Origin of the sequence: Mycolicibacterium chengduense (genome assembly GCF_033741155.1) — a bacterium.
Taxonomy (GTDB): Bacteria; Actinomycetota; Actinomycetes; order Mycobacteriales; family Mycobacteriaceae; genus Mycobacterium.
The window spans coordinates 485,499-498,936 of the sequence record NZ_JAWQNH010000004.1 but is presented as its reverse complement, the minus strand read 5'-3'; the positions used below and the strand labels follow the sequence as shown (position 1 = coordinate 498,936).

16 protein-coding genes are annotated in these 13,438 nt (G+C 63.2%); 11 read left to right on the top strand and 5 right to left on the bottom strand.

The genetic code is table 11. From position 1 onward, the window contains the following. Positions 1 to 73: 73 nt before the first annotated feature. Both SBI67_RS17480 and SBI67_RS17475 read left to right on the top strand, forming a co-directional pair. Complete coding sequence (locus tag SBI67_RS17480) at positions 74 to 1,324, top strand: cytochrome P450 (RefSeq protein ID WP_318981758.1); 1,251 nt, start codon at positions 74 to 76, stop codon at positions 1,322 to 1,324. Further along, a complete protein-coding gene (locus SBI67_RS17475) occupies positions 1,321 to 2,397 on the top strand; it encodes an NAD(P)H-dependent amine dehydrogenase family protein (protein ID WP_318981757.1) in 1,077 nt (358 codons plus the stop codon). The genes SBI67_RS17480 and SBI67_RS17475 overlap by 4 nt, the downstream gene beginning before the upstream one ends. On the opposite strand, the gene SBI67_RS17470 is transcribed toward SBI67_RS17475, so the two are convergent. Further along, entirely contained in the window at positions 2,398 to 2,949 is a 552-nt protein-coding gene (locus tag SBI67_RS17470) for a TetR/AcrR family transcriptional regulator (RefSeq protein WP_318981756.1), read from the bottom strand. 184 nt (positions 2,950 to 3,133) lie between these two features. Between SBI67_RS17470 and SBI67_RS17465 the strand changes: the two genes are divergently transcribed. The 3 genes from SBI67_RS17465 to SBI67_RS17455 all read left to right on the top strand — a co-directional run bounded on the left by SBI67_RS17465 (position 3,134) and on the right by SBI67_RS17455 (position 5,711). Then, positions 3,134 to 4,354, top strand: a complete 1,221-nt coding sequence (locus SBI67_RS17465) for a cytochrome P450 (protein ID WP_318981755.1) — start codon at positions 3,134 to 3,136, stop codon at positions 4,352 to 4,354. Beyond that, complete coding sequence (locus tag SBI67_RS17460; RefSeq protein WP_318981754.1) at positions 4,351 to 4,776, top strand: nuclear transport factor 2 family protein; 426 nt, start codon at positions 4,351 to 4,353, stop codon at positions 4,774 to 4,776. The genes SBI67_RS17465 and SBI67_RS17460 overlap by 4 nt, the downstream gene beginning before the upstream one ends. Before the next feature lie 92 nt (positions 4,777 to 4,868). Further along, complete coding sequence (locus tag SBI67_RS17455) at positions 4,869 to 5,711, top strand: SDR family oxidoreductase (RefSeq protein ID WP_318981753.1); 843 nt, start codon at positions 4,869 to 4,871, stop codon at positions 5,709 to 5,711. Positions 5,712 to 5,738: 27 nt separating this feature from the next. On the opposite strand, the gene SBI67_RS17450 is transcribed toward SBI67_RS17455, so the two are convergent. Genes SBI67_RS17450 through SBI67_RS17435 form a run of 4 tightly spaced genes read right to left on the bottom strand, consistent with a single transcriptional unit; the run spans position 5,739 to position 8,156 of the window. After that, the gene (locus tag SBI67_RS17450; RefSeq protein WP_318981752.1) at positions 5,739 to 6,542 is read right to left on the bottom strand and encodes an SDR family NAD(P)-dependent oxidoreductase; all 804 of its coding nucleotides are present in this window, start codon (positions 6,540 to 6,542) and stop codon (positions 5,739 to 5,741) included. Positions 6,543 to 6,565: 23 nt separating this feature from the next. After that, the gene (locus SBI67_RS17445) at positions 6,566 to 7,324 is read right to left on the bottom strand and encodes an SDR family oxidoreductase (RefSeq protein WP_318981751.1); all 759 of its coding nucleotides are present in this window, start codon (positions 7,322 to 7,324) and stop codon (positions 6,566 to 6,568) included. Then, a complete protein-coding gene (locus SBI67_RS17440) occupies positions 7,321 to 7,515 on the bottom strand; it encodes a (2Fe-2S)-binding protein (RefSeq protein ID WP_318981750.1) in 195 nt (64 codons plus the stop codon). The genes SBI67_RS17445 and SBI67_RS17440 overlap by 4 nt, the downstream gene beginning before the upstream one ends. Beyond that, on the bottom strand, positions 7,515 to 8,156 hold the full coding sequence (locus SBI67_RS17435) for a fatty-acid--CoA ligase (RefSeq protein WP_318981749.1): 642 nt from the start codon (positions 8,154 to 8,156) through the stop codon (positions 7,515 to 7,517). The genes SBI67_RS17440 and SBI67_RS17435 overlap by 1 nt, the downstream gene beginning before the upstream one ends. On the opposite strand from SBI67_RS17435, the gene SBI67_RS17430 reads away from it, so the two are divergent. From SBI67_RS17430 to SBI67_RS17405, 6 genes are all read left to right on the top strand, one after another. After that, positions 8,140 to 9,363 carry a dihydrodipicolinate reductase gene (locus SBI67_RS17430; protein ID WP_318981748.1) on the top strand — a complete coding sequence of 408 codons (1,224 nt, stop codon included), beginning with the start codon at positions 8,140 to 8,142 and terminating at the stop codon, positions 9,361 to 9,363. The genes SBI67_RS17435 and SBI67_RS17430 overlap by 17 nt on opposite strands. Further along, positions 9,360 to 10,064: an alpha/beta hydrolase gene (locus tag SBI67_RS17425; protein ID WP_318981747.1), complete on the top strand. Its 705-nt coding sequence runs from the start codon at positions 9,360 to 9,362 to the stop codon at positions 10,062 to 10,064. Before SBI67_RS17430 ends, SBI67_RS17425 begins: the two co-directional genes overlap by 4 nt. 25 nt (positions 10,065 to 10,089) lie before the next feature. Beyond that, positions 10,090 to 10,248 carry a hypothetical protein gene (locus SBI67_RS17420; RefSeq protein WP_318981986.1) on the top strand — a complete coding sequence of 53 codons (159 nt, stop codon included), beginning with the start codon at positions 10,090 to 10,092 and terminating at the stop codon, positions 10,246 to 10,248. 204 nt (positions 10,249 to 10,452) lie between these two features. Next, complete coding sequence (locus tag SBI67_RS17415; protein WP_318981982.1) at positions 10,453 to 11,130, top strand: hypothetical protein; 678 nt, start codon at positions 10,453 to 10,455, stop codon at positions 11,128 to 11,130. 37 nt (positions 11,131 to 11,167) lie between these two features. Then, the gene (locus tag SBI67_RS17410; RefSeq protein WP_318981746.1) at positions 11,168 to 11,578 is read left to right on the top strand and encodes a hypothetical protein; all 411 of its coding nucleotides are present in this window, start codon (positions 11,168 to 11,170) and stop codon (positions 11,576 to 11,578) included. 388 nt (positions 11,579 to 11,966) lie between these two features. Then, positions 11,967 to 13,265 (top strand): amidohydrolase family protein, encoded by a 1,299-nt coding sequence (locus SBI67_RS17405; protein ID WP_318981745.1) that lies wholly within the window; start codon positions 11,967 to 11,969, stop codon positions 13,263 to 13,265. Positions 13,266 to 13,438: the final 173 nt, after the last annotated feature.

The following is a 13,438-nucleotide window of genomic DNA, read 5'->3' as shown; positions in this document are numbered from 1 at the left end:
ACGGTACCCCATGGTGCTTTCAACCAACACACTGTATGTTGAATCGGCGACGAACATGTTCGAGGAGGGTCTCATGGCCGAACCCACAGTCGCCGACGACGTCGAGCAGCGCATCCGCGCTGCGCAGGCGAAGTTCAACGCGGGGATGGGCGCCGACGGTGACGCGTCTCCGTACCCGTTGCTTCGCGAACTTCGCGCCAAAGCGCCGGTACACGGCGGCTGGCCGGAAATGGGTGTTCCCGAGGATTCCGGTTCGGGGCGAAAGACGTTCACCGCTTACAGCTTCGATGCGGTCAAGGCTGTCTTCACCGACAACGTCACCTTCAGTACGCGCTGTTACGAGGAGGTGGTGCGGCCTCTGCAGGGCCCCACCATCCTGGAGATGCAGGAGCCCGAACACGCGGTCTACCGCAAGCTCCACGAATTCGCATTCGCGCGTTCGTCGATGAAGCGCTGGGATGCCGAGTTGGTCGGGCCGCTGGTGGACAACACCGTCGCTCGGTTCGCCCGTGATGGACAGGCCGACCTGGTGGATGCGGTGTTCATGCCGGTTCCGGTCAGGGTGATTGCCGCGTTGCTCGGACTGCCCGAGTCCGACATCGGCGAGTTTCACCGGCTGGCCATCGACCTGTTGGGCTTTCGTGGCGACATGGACGCGGCCATGAAGGCCTCCGCCGAGATGAAGGAGTACTTCGTCGGCATTCTTGCCGAGCGCCGGGCGTCGCCGCGCGACGATATGGTCTCAATACTGGCCGGTGCCGAGGTCAATGGCGTGCGCATGTCAGATGAGCAGATTTATGGCTTCATGCGCAATCTGTTGCCCGCCGGAGCCGAGACGACGTCGCGGTCGACAGCCAGCTTGGCGCTGGCTCTGCTCACCCACCCCGATCAACTGCAGGCCGTCCGTGCGGACCGCAGTCTGCTACCCCAGGCGATCGAAGAGGGGATCCGCTGGGAAACGCCGTTGTTGAACTTCATGCGGGAGGTGACCTGCGATGTCGACTTCTTCGGTGTGCACATCCCGCAGGGGTCCATAATGATGCTGAACCTGGGCAGCGCCAACCACGACGACAGTCGCTGGGACGACCCCGAATCGTTCAACATCTTCCGCGAACGCAAATCACATATCGGGTTCGCCCACGGCGCCCATGTGTGCCTGGGAATGCATCTCGCGCGCCTGGAGAGCATGAAGATCTTCAACGCGCTGCTCGACGAGCTGCCCGGGCTGCGTCTCGATCCGGATGCTGCGTCTCCGTTCGTGACCGGCACCATGTTCCGGTCGCCCGAGACTCTGCGTGTCGTCTGGGAACGAGCCGGCTCGTGACGCGAGTCATCCAGTGGGCCACGGGCGTGACCGGCGCGATGTCCCTGCGGCATGTGGTGGATCGCCCTGATCTGGAGCTCGTCGCGGTCCGCGTCTACGGCGCCGAGAAGTCGGGCGTGGATGCCGGGGCATTATGTGGTCGCGCCGACATCGGACTCCTGGCCACCGACGACCGGGACGCCGTCATCGGGGCCGACGCCGACGTCGTCCTGTATATGGGCAAGGTCGAGATCGACACACCGGGCTGTTTCGCTGACGTGTGCGAGCTGCTGGCGTCGGGTAAGGACGTCGTCGCGACCGGCAGCCGGTTCGTCCATCCTGCATCACTGAGTGTGCAGCTTGCCGATGACATCGAAAAGGCTTGCGCCGAAGGTAGTTCGACATTCCTTGGCCTGGGACTGTTTCCGGGATTCGTCGGGGAGAGCCTAGCGCCGGTGTTGGCGAGGTTGACCCAGCGCACAGACCGAATCGACATCCGCGAGGTCCTCGATTACTCCACTTACGCGAGCCACGACCTGGTTTTCTCTGCCATGGGTTTTGGGCACGACCCGCAGGACACAACTCCGCTGCTGGCAGACACCGACTACGCGATCGCGGCGTGGCTTGGCAGTGCAACGGTGCTTGCCGATGCCTTGGGTCTCATCGTGGCCGGGGTGGAGGGTTACCGCGAGGTGGCTACCACACCGCGACCGTTGTCGGTGGCCGCGGGGGAGATACCGGCCGGAACTGTCGGTGCCATGCGCTTCGGTGTGATCGTCGACTGCGGGGAGACCACCCTGAGCGTCGAACACCTCACGAGGATGGCCGATGATCTCGCGCCCGATTGGCCCTCGGACATCGGCTACGAAGTGCGCGTTGCCGGGGAACCCAATATGCATCTGCGCCTGCTGATCGGTGACGACGGCGAGGACCACGCTCGGCAAGGTTGCCTGGCCACCGCCATGCATGCGGTCAACGCCATTCCCGCTGTGCAGGCCGCTCCACCGGGCCTTTTCGATCTGGCGAGCATCGCACCCTGGTGGGCACGACGACGAAGCGACGGACGTCCTGGTACGGCCGGCGCCCGTGCGTGATCACACGGTGAGAAAGGCCGGGGCGACGAATCGTTCGAGCAGATGCCGCTCCGCTTGACCGTTCGAAGGCGGGCGTTGCACGAGGGACATGACGATCCGCACGAGCCACTGTGCTGCTTCGGTGTCGTGATCGGTGATTCCTGTCAGCTCTGCCGCCAGGCGACTCAGTAACGGCGACTCGTAAAGGTCGCCGATCATCGCCATGTTCGAGTCCTTGAGGAGCAAGTGGCGGATATCGTCGGACCGGACCTGATCGAGCGCGACGGTGATGGCGACCACGACTCGCTCCGCCCCTTCGAGCCCGTCGACTTCGCGGCGAACCCTGTCGACGATTCCTGCCGCGAGCCGTATCAACACCACATCTCGAATACGGGCCTTGCCACCGGCGTGCCGATAGATCGTCGCGCGCGAGCAATGCAGTTGCGCTGCAAGCCTGTCGACGTCGAGAGCATCCAGTCCTTCTGCCCGTACCAAATCTGAAGCCTTGCGGTAGATGCGTTCCGCGGCAGCCACGCCGTGATCGCCGCCGACCACCCAATTCCGCCCCGACATCGTTGTTCCTCTTCTCCGCGGAGAATTGCCAGTCTCACCAATGAGACAGACCATGGACCTGCCTCACATGAAAGCACTGATCACGGCCGTGGCGTGAGATATCTGCGGGATGTCGTAGGCGGGGGTCATCTCGACTTTGATTCGAGTCGTTGACGGCGAACCTCGCGGAAGCTTCGCTGGTGTCGTGGCAGTCCTCCCCCTTGACGGTGCGCTCGGTCTCGCGCTGTTCGATGACGACAACGTGCAGAATCCTCACCCTCTGTATGCGCGGATGCACTCCCTGGGGCCGGTCCACCGGATCGGTGACTCCCAGTTCTTCGCCGTGAGCGGATGGAATGCTGTCCAGGCCGCCATCGCCCGCAGCGAGGATTTCTCCTCAAACCTCACCGCCACCATGACTTGCCAGGGCGACGAGGTGGCTGCTTTCCCGATGGGTGAGCTTGGTGGGCCTACGCAGATTCTCGCAACCGCCGACGAGCCCGCCCACTCCGTGCATCGTAAGATGATCCTTCCCCGTCTCGCGGCTAAACGAATGCGCGCGCTCGAACCGTTCATCGTGGAGGCAACCGACGAGATTTGGCGTACCCGGTTCGGCGACAGCGGCGAGTGGATGAGTTCGATGGCCAACCGTCTCCCGATGCTCATTGTCGCGCGGATCATCGGTGTGCCCGAGAGTGATATCGACCAGCTCATCCGGTGGGGCTACGCGGCAACGCAGTTCGTGGAAGGTCTGGTATCACCCGATCAGCTGGCAGCGGCCGGTGCCGACGTCATGGCGCTGGGCGGGTACATCACCGATCAGTTCCAGCGCGCAGCAGGCCAACGGCGCGACGACTTGCTCGGCGATCTGGCCGCAGCCAACGTTGCAGGCGACATCGATGACATCGCGGCGCTGACGATGATGATCACACTCTTCAGCGCCGGCGGAGAATCGACGGCATCGCTGATCGGGACCGCAGCATGGATTCTGGCCACAGATCCTGAGACTCAACAGCAGTTGCGCAACGAGCCCGACTTGCTTCCGGCCTTCCTGGAGGAAGTACTTCGATTCGAGCCCCCGTTCCGCGGTCATTATCGACACGTCCTTCGCGATACCCATCTGGAAGGTGTCGACCTACCGGAAGGGTCCCGCCTCTTGCTGCTCTGGGGTGCAGCGAACCGGGACCCGGCGCAGTTCACCGACCCAGACCATTTTCGCCTCGATCGACCGGGGGCGAAGGGCCACTTGAGTTTCGGCAAGGGAGCGCACTTCTGTGTCGGCGCAGCGCTCGCCCGCCTGGAGGCGACGCTGGTTATCGGGGAATTGATCAAGCGAACGCGTTTCGTCGAGGCGACGCAGGTCGGTCGTTGGTTACCAAGCCTTCTGGTGCGCAGACTCGAGCGGCTCGACTTGAGGTTTGTATGACGACGCACGATGAACTCGCCGCATATCAGGCGCTTGGGCTGGCCAAGGCACGATACTGCCGCGCCATCGATACCAAAGATTGGGCCATGCTGTCCGGGCTGATGCTCGAAGAGGTCGAGTTCGGAATGGCCAACGACGACGCCACGGCCGACATGATCGTAGGGCGAACATCGGTGATCGAGAGTTTGCAACAGCTCACTGCAGGTGCCCGGACCGTCCATCAGGTTTATAACCCTGAGATCGAGTTGTCTGGCGACGAGGCCCGAGTGGTTTGGGCAGTGCAGGATCACGCCGTGTACGACAATGGGTTCTCGGTCACCGGTTATGGTCACTATTTCGAACGGTGGATGAGGGTGGACGACGGGTGGAGAGTTGCTTCGGTTCTCCTCAGGCATCTCATCGTCGACACGGCTTCTGGTTGAGCCGATCATGAGACGTTCCTGTGTTGAGATTGGTCGTTTCCGTTATAGGAAATGCACTATTCTCGTCCTGGAGCTCATGGAAGGAGCCTGCCGTGCAGGATGTATTGGGTTATGAAGGCAAGTCGGTGGTGGTCACCGGCGCCGCCTCAGGGATGGGGCAGGCCACGGCTGCAATCCTGGCCGATCTGGGAGCCGAGGTCACCGCGCTCGACATCAAACCGACCACCGTCTCCGTCACACGCAGTCTGACGATCGACCTTCGCGACCGTGCCGACATCGAACGGGTCGCCGCCCAGATCGACGGACCGATCGACGGACTGTTCAGTTGTGCGGGTCTGCCGGGACCTCCATTCAGTGAGTGGGACACGATGCTGGTGAACTTCGTCGGCGCACGGCATCTCGCGGAGCAGCTCGTGCCCAAGATGAGCCGCGGCTCGGCGATCAGCGTGATTTCGTCGTCAGCGGCGATCGGGTGGCAGGACCACATCAAGACCGTCACCGGTCTTCTCGAGACGCGTGGGTTCGACGCCGCCGTCGAATGGCTGCAGGCCAACGAGAAGAAGTGGTCCTGGAGCGGTTACGCGTACTCCAAGTATGTGATCGACGCATGGGTCGGCTGGTGGTACCCAGAACTCGGCGCCTCCGGGATCCGAATCAATTGCATCAATCCGGGGCCTACGGAGACCGCGATGATGCCGGCGTTCCAGGATCTCATGGGTAAGGAGACGGTCGATCAGGCCATCGGCCCGGTTGGCCGCTATTCCACGGCCGAAGAGCAGGCGTGGCCGCTCGTCTGTCTGGGGAGCCCACGGTTCAGCTACGTGGGTGGCGAAGTTCTGTGGACCGACGGTGGGTGGAACGGTGCCATGACCATGGGCCGCCACCAGGCGCAGTGGGCGCAGGACACCGAGGACATCATGGCCAAGAAGGGATGATGCGACAGCGCAGGGTAGTCCGCGCCGCTAGATGAAGTCCGAACCCCCGTCGACGTTGACCGTGGCGCCCGTGATGTAGGTGTTGCGGCGCGATGCCAGATAGGTTGTCACCGAGGCGATTTCTTCGGGCAGCCCGGCACGGCCGATATCGCAGGGGTGATGGAAGGTCTGTTCGACCCATCGCATGACGTCGTGTGGGTCGGCAGAGTTGAGGCCCTCGGCGGCCAGCGTGTCCCTCAGCGTCTCGGTGAAGCTGGCCGTGACGATCGTGCCTGGGCACACACAGTTGACGAGAATGCCCTCCGGACCAAGACTTTTCGACAGGTTCTTGGTCAGGCTGGCCAGCGCGGACTTGGCCGCGGTGTAGGCGACCAGCCGGGGGCTCTGCCGCTGAATCGAATGCGCCGCCAACGTCACGACGCGCGCCCACTCTGCTGCGCGCAGAATCGGCAGGGCCGAGCGCACGGATCGCACCGCGGACAGGGCTCCGAGGTCGAAGGCGGACTTCCAGTCCTCGTCGGTGAGGTCTTCGAAAGCGCCGGCATCTGGCCCTACGGTATGGACCAGGACGTTGAGCGCACCCCATGCGCGGCCAATCTCGGCGAATCCGCCGGCGATCGACTCTCCGTCGGCCATGTCCACGCACACGGACAGCACCGCAGGTGCGCCGGCCTTCGCGACCGCTTCCGCGGCCGCTTCGAGAGCGTCCTGGCCTCGGGCCATGAGTGCGACCGAAGCGCCCTCGGCGCCAAGTGTTTCGGCAATCGCCAGTCCCATACCCTTGCTTCCACCGGTGACGACGGCTGTGGCGCCGGTCAGACCGAGATCCATCGAGACTCACCCTTCAGAGAACGTCAGTGCGCCGGCTGCAGCCGAGGCGCCAGGCGCACGATGTCGCAGACCACCGTCGGATTGGCGCGAGACATGGCGACGAGGGACAGAATCGAATTGGCGACATCCTCCACCGCCGACATGCGCGCAGGGATCTGTCCTTCTTGCGCCCAAGCGCGGTAGAGATCGGCGAGCAGCTCGCGATCGGCACCTCGCAGGATCTCGGTGCCCTCGGTGGGGCCGACGCTCACCCTGATGGTGGCCAGCTCGGGGTGCTCAGCCCGCCAGGACCGCAGGATCTCATCCAACGCGGCCTTGCTGGCGTGATAGGCGGCCACGCCGACGCGGGGGCGCCCGACATCGTGACTGGAGGCGACCACCGCCACCGAATCGGGTGACAGGTGGGGGAGTGCCGCGCGCAGTAGATGTGAGGCGCCGACGGCGTTGACCGCGTAGGCGTGCAGCCATGTGGTCACGTCGGTGTCCTCGATCAGCGCAAACGGGACGACGGCGCTGGTGAATACCAGGGCGTCGAGCCGACCGAACCGCGCGGCGACCTCATCGACCACGGCCTCGATTGCGCGCGGGTCTGAGATGTCGAGCTCATGCGCCGTCCCGCTCAACTGTTCGGCCAGGGGGGCCAAGACGTCGAGCCGTCGGGCGGCCAGGGCGACGTCGGCGCCGCGGTGATGAGCAGCGGCGGCCAGGGCGCGCCCGATGCCTGAAGACGCTCCGACGATGAGCATCTTCATTCCTACGATGCTCGAATGCTTCTCGTTCATAAGGCGTTTCCCTCCGCGATGTCCGGGTTTGGGCACAGCGATTCGATGACGGCCCGAACGGTACGGCGGCATCGTCCGCATTCCGAACCTGCTCCGCAGGCGGCGGCAATCTGCCGCGTGGTGGTTGCACCGCGTGCGACAGCGTCCGACACGGTGGTGTTGGTGATGCCCAGACACAGGCAGACATACATCAGCGTGGAACCCTCACCGCCGGTTGGGGAAAGCGCAGGGCGTGGACGAAACGTCCCACGAAGACCGGGGGGTAGGCGCCGATGCCTGCGGCCGCAAGCCACGATGCGGCGATTTCAGATCGCGCTACCCAGTTCAACGCAGTGTTCTCGCTGGCCAATTGCTGCAGGAACATCACCTCGTCCGCATTGTCGAAGGCCTGGTAGACCAATGTCCTGCGAATGTCTGCAGCGGAGAATTCCTGTAGCGACGCTCGCACCGTGGCCATGAACTCCTTGATGTCTGGCACCGGAGTCACTGCGGCGACGACGATCTCATTGCCGGGCTCGGGAGGCTCTCCGAGGTCGAACCGTTCGACGGTCGCCCCCGCAAAGACGGCCGGGAAGTCGCTGATCCCGACAGCGTCGAACCACTCGCCGAAGTACGGTGACCGCAGCAGATTCAGGAGCGGCTGCTCCGAACGGATGCCGATGATGACCAGCGCGCGACCCGGCTCCACGATCGACTCGTAGACGAACGCGTACCGGGCGCCGAGATCGACAAGGCTCTCCTGATGTCGGTCGAGGACTGTGGAGATCCGTTCCGGCAGGGGCACGGTGAATTCGACGGCGAAGACGTAGTCACGTGTGCCGGCGCGTGCCATCGGTCTCCTTTCCACATCGAATGCGAAACCGCCTAGGGATGCACGCAGTGTATGGGTAAAGTCACTGAAAGAGAATATCCATTCTCATAAGCATGCTCTCGAATCCCGTAGGAGGACACGAATGAGCTGCCGTGTCGTACATGTCGGAACTGGGTTGACCGGTGCACAGGCGCTGCGTGCGGTGATCGACGATCCTGCCCTCGATCTGGTTGGGCTTCTCGTGCATACTCCAAACAAGGCCGGCCTGGACGCCGGCGAGATTTGCGGTATGACAGACACCGGGGTGATCGCCACGTCCGACCGGGACGAGGTGATGGCGCTCGAACCGGACTGCGTCCTCTATTGCTCCACCGCGATACACCGTGAGGACGCGGTCCTGACGGACATCTGCGGTTTTCTCGAATCGGGTATCGACGTCGTGACCATCTCGACCATACCGATGGTCTACCCGGCCGCGGCACCGGTGCCGTGGCGCACGACGATAGAGAAGGCCTGCGCCGCTGGTGCGTCGACGTTCTATGCCACTGGGGCCGAACCAGGGTTCATCAGCTTGAACATACCTACCGCGTTGCTCAGCGGGTGTGGCGCTGTCCGATCGTTCCGGCTCGATGAATACGCCCTCGACCTAGACCGCACCTATCCCATCTGGGATGTCCTGCACGAATCCATGGGTTTCGGCAAGCCGGACGGACACGTGCCCGCCCGGATTGCGTCGGGCAAGGTAGAGCAGGACTGGCAGACTGTGGTCCGCTACCTCGCCGGGATCCTCGGAGTGACCCTGGACCGGGTGGAACTCGCGTGGGAAACCTTGCTCGCGCCGGGTGATCTCGTCACCGAGTGCGGAGTCATTGCGTCGGGAACGATCTGTGCGCACCGTTGGAAGCTTTCCGGTGTGGTCGCTGAGCGGGACGTCATCGGCGTCCAGTACTTCGCGACGGTTTCGTCGACGCCGTGGCCCGCGCACTGGCCACGGCCTGTTCAGGCGGGCCGGGGTGGCATGGTGTTCCGCGTCGACGGTGATCCGGAGGTCGAGCTGGCAGTGCATTTCGGTGAGCCTGGCGTCGGGCAGGTCAATCCCGGCGTGGTGGCGACGGCCTGCGCCGCGGTGAATGCGATACCGGCCGTGGTGGCGAGTCCGCCCGGTGTCGTGGACATTCCGCTGTCTGGACCCACTGCGGTGTCGCGGCGGGCGCGGGCGGTTTGGTGACCACTTTCGTTCTCGTACACGGCGGACTGCATCGTCCATCGTGCTGGGACGCCGTGGCGGTCGAGCTCGTCGGTCGCGGCCACGCGGTCATCGTGCCCGATGTGCCGATGGACCAGGAAGGTGCAGGCGCGCAGGAATGGGCTGCCGCGGTGGTAGCAGCCATCGATGAGGTTGCGGGCTCACGACCGCGGGCCGATATCGTGGTCGTGGGGCACTCGATCGCCGGATTGTGCGTGCCCGTGGTGGCGAGCCTGCGGTCGGTACGACAGATGGTGTTCGTCGGAGCGCTGCTACCCATGCCGGGTATGTCGTTCGTCGAGCACCTGGACACCGGTCCGAACGCGATCACGTTTCCGGCGTTCGATGCGGGCGGCACCGGGCCGTTCGGTCTGACCTGGGAGTCGGTGTTCGACGGCTTCTATCACGATTGCTCGCCGGACATCGCCCGGCAGGCGTTCGATCAGATGCGTGGCCAGGACTTCACCGTGTTCGTAGAGCGTTGTCCGCTGACCGGCTGGCCGGACGTGCGTTCAACCTACATCGTGATGACCGACGACCGTGCTGTCGACGGGGACTGGGCGCGGAGCAACGCAGCACGCGTCGGTGCCCAACTGCTGGAGCTCGAGGGCGGTCACTGCCCGTTCTTCTCCCGACCTCTGGGATTGGCGAGGGTTTTGATCGAGGCCACAACGCCGGAATGAGAATAATTATTCTCCAATGTTGCATGTGACTGTTATCGTCGCGGTATGCCGCGGATCGCGGCACCGACTGCTAGGGGTGGTAGACATCGTCGCCGAGCTTGTTCGTCTCAGTTTCGCCTGGGGAGCCATGGGTGCCATCGTGTGGTTCTGGTATTGGCTGTTGTCGAACATCGGGACATTCTGATGATGCGACGCCGGTGCATCGGCGCGCGACGATGAACGATCAGGATCGCCGCCGACGTCGCGCGCTCGTCGCCTTCCAGGTTTTCGTCTACGGCTGGCTGGTCGCGATGTTCCTCATTCAACTGCACATGCTCTCGGTGCGGGACTGGTAGTCACGATGGACTTCCCCTCGTTGAAATCGACTCGCCGCGCAGCCAAGGCAGGCATGGTGGGAGCGGACGCACTCACCATGCACGATGACGAGAGTCGCCGTGCGCAATCGCGCGCCGATCGGTGGCTGATCGTGGGTACGGTGCTCATGGGTACCCTGGTGCTCGGACCGATCGGCCTACCGGTGTTCTGCCGCGGCGTCTACCTCCTTCGGGTGGCCCAGAAACGAGGCTATTCGGTCCGACCCATGATGGTGACGCTGATCGGTTACGTCGTCATCTTGGACGCCGCGATCAACAGCATCGGCTGGGGTCTGGACGTCTTCGCCAACCACGCGCTGATCACCCGCACGATTTTCACGGCTTGGGGCAACCTGATGGACGGCGGTTACTTCTGGCACTACAACGAGCTGTGGATGGGTGGGGCCGGAGCGCCGGGCGAGAAGTCTTGGATCATCGTGTGTATCGCGATCGTCTTCCCGATGCGGATTGCCGCGGGTATCGGATTGTTGCAGATGAAGCGCTGGGGCCATCAGTGGATGATCGTCACCTGCTGGTTCGGGATCATCGTGTGGCTGGGATACATCCTCAATATGACGATGTATGCCGATGTGCGCTACGCCGGCACGGCCTTTCCGGTGGTCGGTTGGTGGCTCTACAACATCTTCTACATCACGCCTTTCCTTGCCATCCCGTACCTGCACACGGTCAATCGCGAGATCTTCACGGATTGAGCGCCGCACCGCTTCTGCCCGAAAGGACGGTCCTACGATGACCGACATCGCACCAGCGCCTGCAGAACGAGAACTCCCCCCGGGCACGACGCCGACCTTCGCCGGCATGCACCGCTGGCTCAAATGTGGACTCTTCGTGTGTCTGTTCGGATTGGTCATCGAGGGTGCGCTGACCGTTCCGGCGCTGGCTATCTGGTATGGCTGGCCGACTCTGTCCTTGACCGACATCTGTTCGGAACTTCTCAAGGTCCGTTACTCGGACGATGCGCTGACCTGCACGCAACCCTATCCGTTGGGTGGGCCACCCTTTGGTGGCGCGCCGGAGGCCGCGAATCAGGCGACGGCGCGTGACGACTGGGGAATTCAGCCGGTCCCCCTATACCCCCGTATCGGGTTTCGCGAACTCGTTCGCATCCATGAGCAGCGACTGGCTTCTTCGAAGCCGTGATCACCTGTGAAGCAATGTGTTTGGCGATCGCTTCCGATCGGCTGGATGAGCGGACCGCGAGCGGCGAGAGTGAATATTCTCGATTAGAGGAAACAGAGTTATCGCCTGCTTGTCACGAATGGTACCTTCGACACGTGCGCGAGGTGACCGACTTGGCAGTGGTGATCACTAGCTGCGGGCGAGCGCCGGCGCATTCGCCTTGTCGTCGTGGTGATCCCCCTTGTTCAAGGATTCTGGTCGACTTGGCAGCAGCAGCTGGTACGGCGCCTCTCATGGGCGCTACGGAGACGAGCAGACGCGCCCTGATCGGGCAGGCGAGACTAGTTCGTGCGCGGTGGCGTGTGGCAAGCAGGCTCGATGTTGGTGATCTCGGACGTGAGGAGCAGCAGTGAACAAGGACGACATGATCTTGATCAGCGTCGACGATCACATCGTCGAGCCGCCGGACATGTTCAAGAACCATTTGGCCAAGAAGTACCAGGCTGACGCACCGCATTTGGTGCACAACCCCGATGGTTCGGACACCTGGCAGTTCCGTGACGTCGTGATTCCGAATGTGGCGCTCAACGCCGTGGCGGGCCGCCCAAAGGAGGAATACGGTCTGGAGCCGCAGGGTCTTGACGAGATCCGGCCCGGGTGCTGGCAGGTCGATGAGCGGGTCAAGGACATGAATGCCGGCGGCATTCTGGGGTCGATGTGTTTCCCCTCGTTCCCGGGGTTCGCCGGCCGGTTGTTCGCCACCGAAGATCGGGAGTTCTCGCTTGCCTTGGTGCAGGCCTACAACGATTGGCATGTCGAAGAGTGGTGCGGTGCTTATCCCGCACGGTTCATCCCGATGACGTTGCCGGTGATCTGGGATCCGGTGGCATGCGCAGCGGAGATCCGGCGCAACGCAGTACGCGGTGTTCACTCGTTGACATTCACCGAGAACCCTTCGGCCATGGGTTATCCCAGCTTCCATGACTTCGACCATTGGAAGCCGATGTGGGACGCGCTGGTCGACACCGACACCGTGCTGAACGTCCACATCGGCTCGTCGGGCCGACTGGCTGTCACTGCTCCGGATGCACCGATGGATGTGATGATCACTCTGCAGCCCATGAACATCGTCCAGGCCGCCGCCGATCTGTTGTGGTCACGGCCTATCAAGGAGTACCCGGATCTGAAGATCGCCTTGAGTGAGGGTGGAACGGGATGGATCCCGTATTTCCTGGAGCGAGTGGACCGCACCTACGAGATGCACTCGACCTGGACCGGCCAGGACTTTGGCGGCAAGATGCCCAGTGAGGTGTTTCGCGAGCACTTCTTGACCTGCTTCATCGCCGATCCCGTTGGGCTCGCCACCCGCCATCGGATTGGGGTGGACAACATCTGCTGGGAAGCCGACTACCCGCACAGCGATTCGATGTGGCCTGGCGCGCCTGAGCAGCTCGACGAGGTGCTCAAGGCCAATGACGTCGCCGATGACGAGATCAACAAGATGACGTACGAGAACGCTATGCGCTGGTATCACTGGGATCCGTTTAGCCGCATCGCCAAAGAGCAGGCCACGGTCGGCGCGTTGCGCCAGACTGCTGCTGGCCACGATGTGTCTATTCAGGCGCGATCTACCAAGGAGAAGACGGGGGCGACGTTCGCAGACTTCGCCTCGAGCACGCGGCAGCAGCTGACGGGTAACAAAGACTGACAGCACCGCCCGCTTGCGAGGGCACGCCTCCGCGGTGTTGGGGGAGACACCGCAGAGGGCTCGGGTCAGTCCACGACAACGTTCGAGGGCGCCGTGATCGGCGGTCCGTGGATGTCGCAATACCCGGCGATGCCGGCACCACTTGGGGAATGACGTTCACCACCCGCATCGCG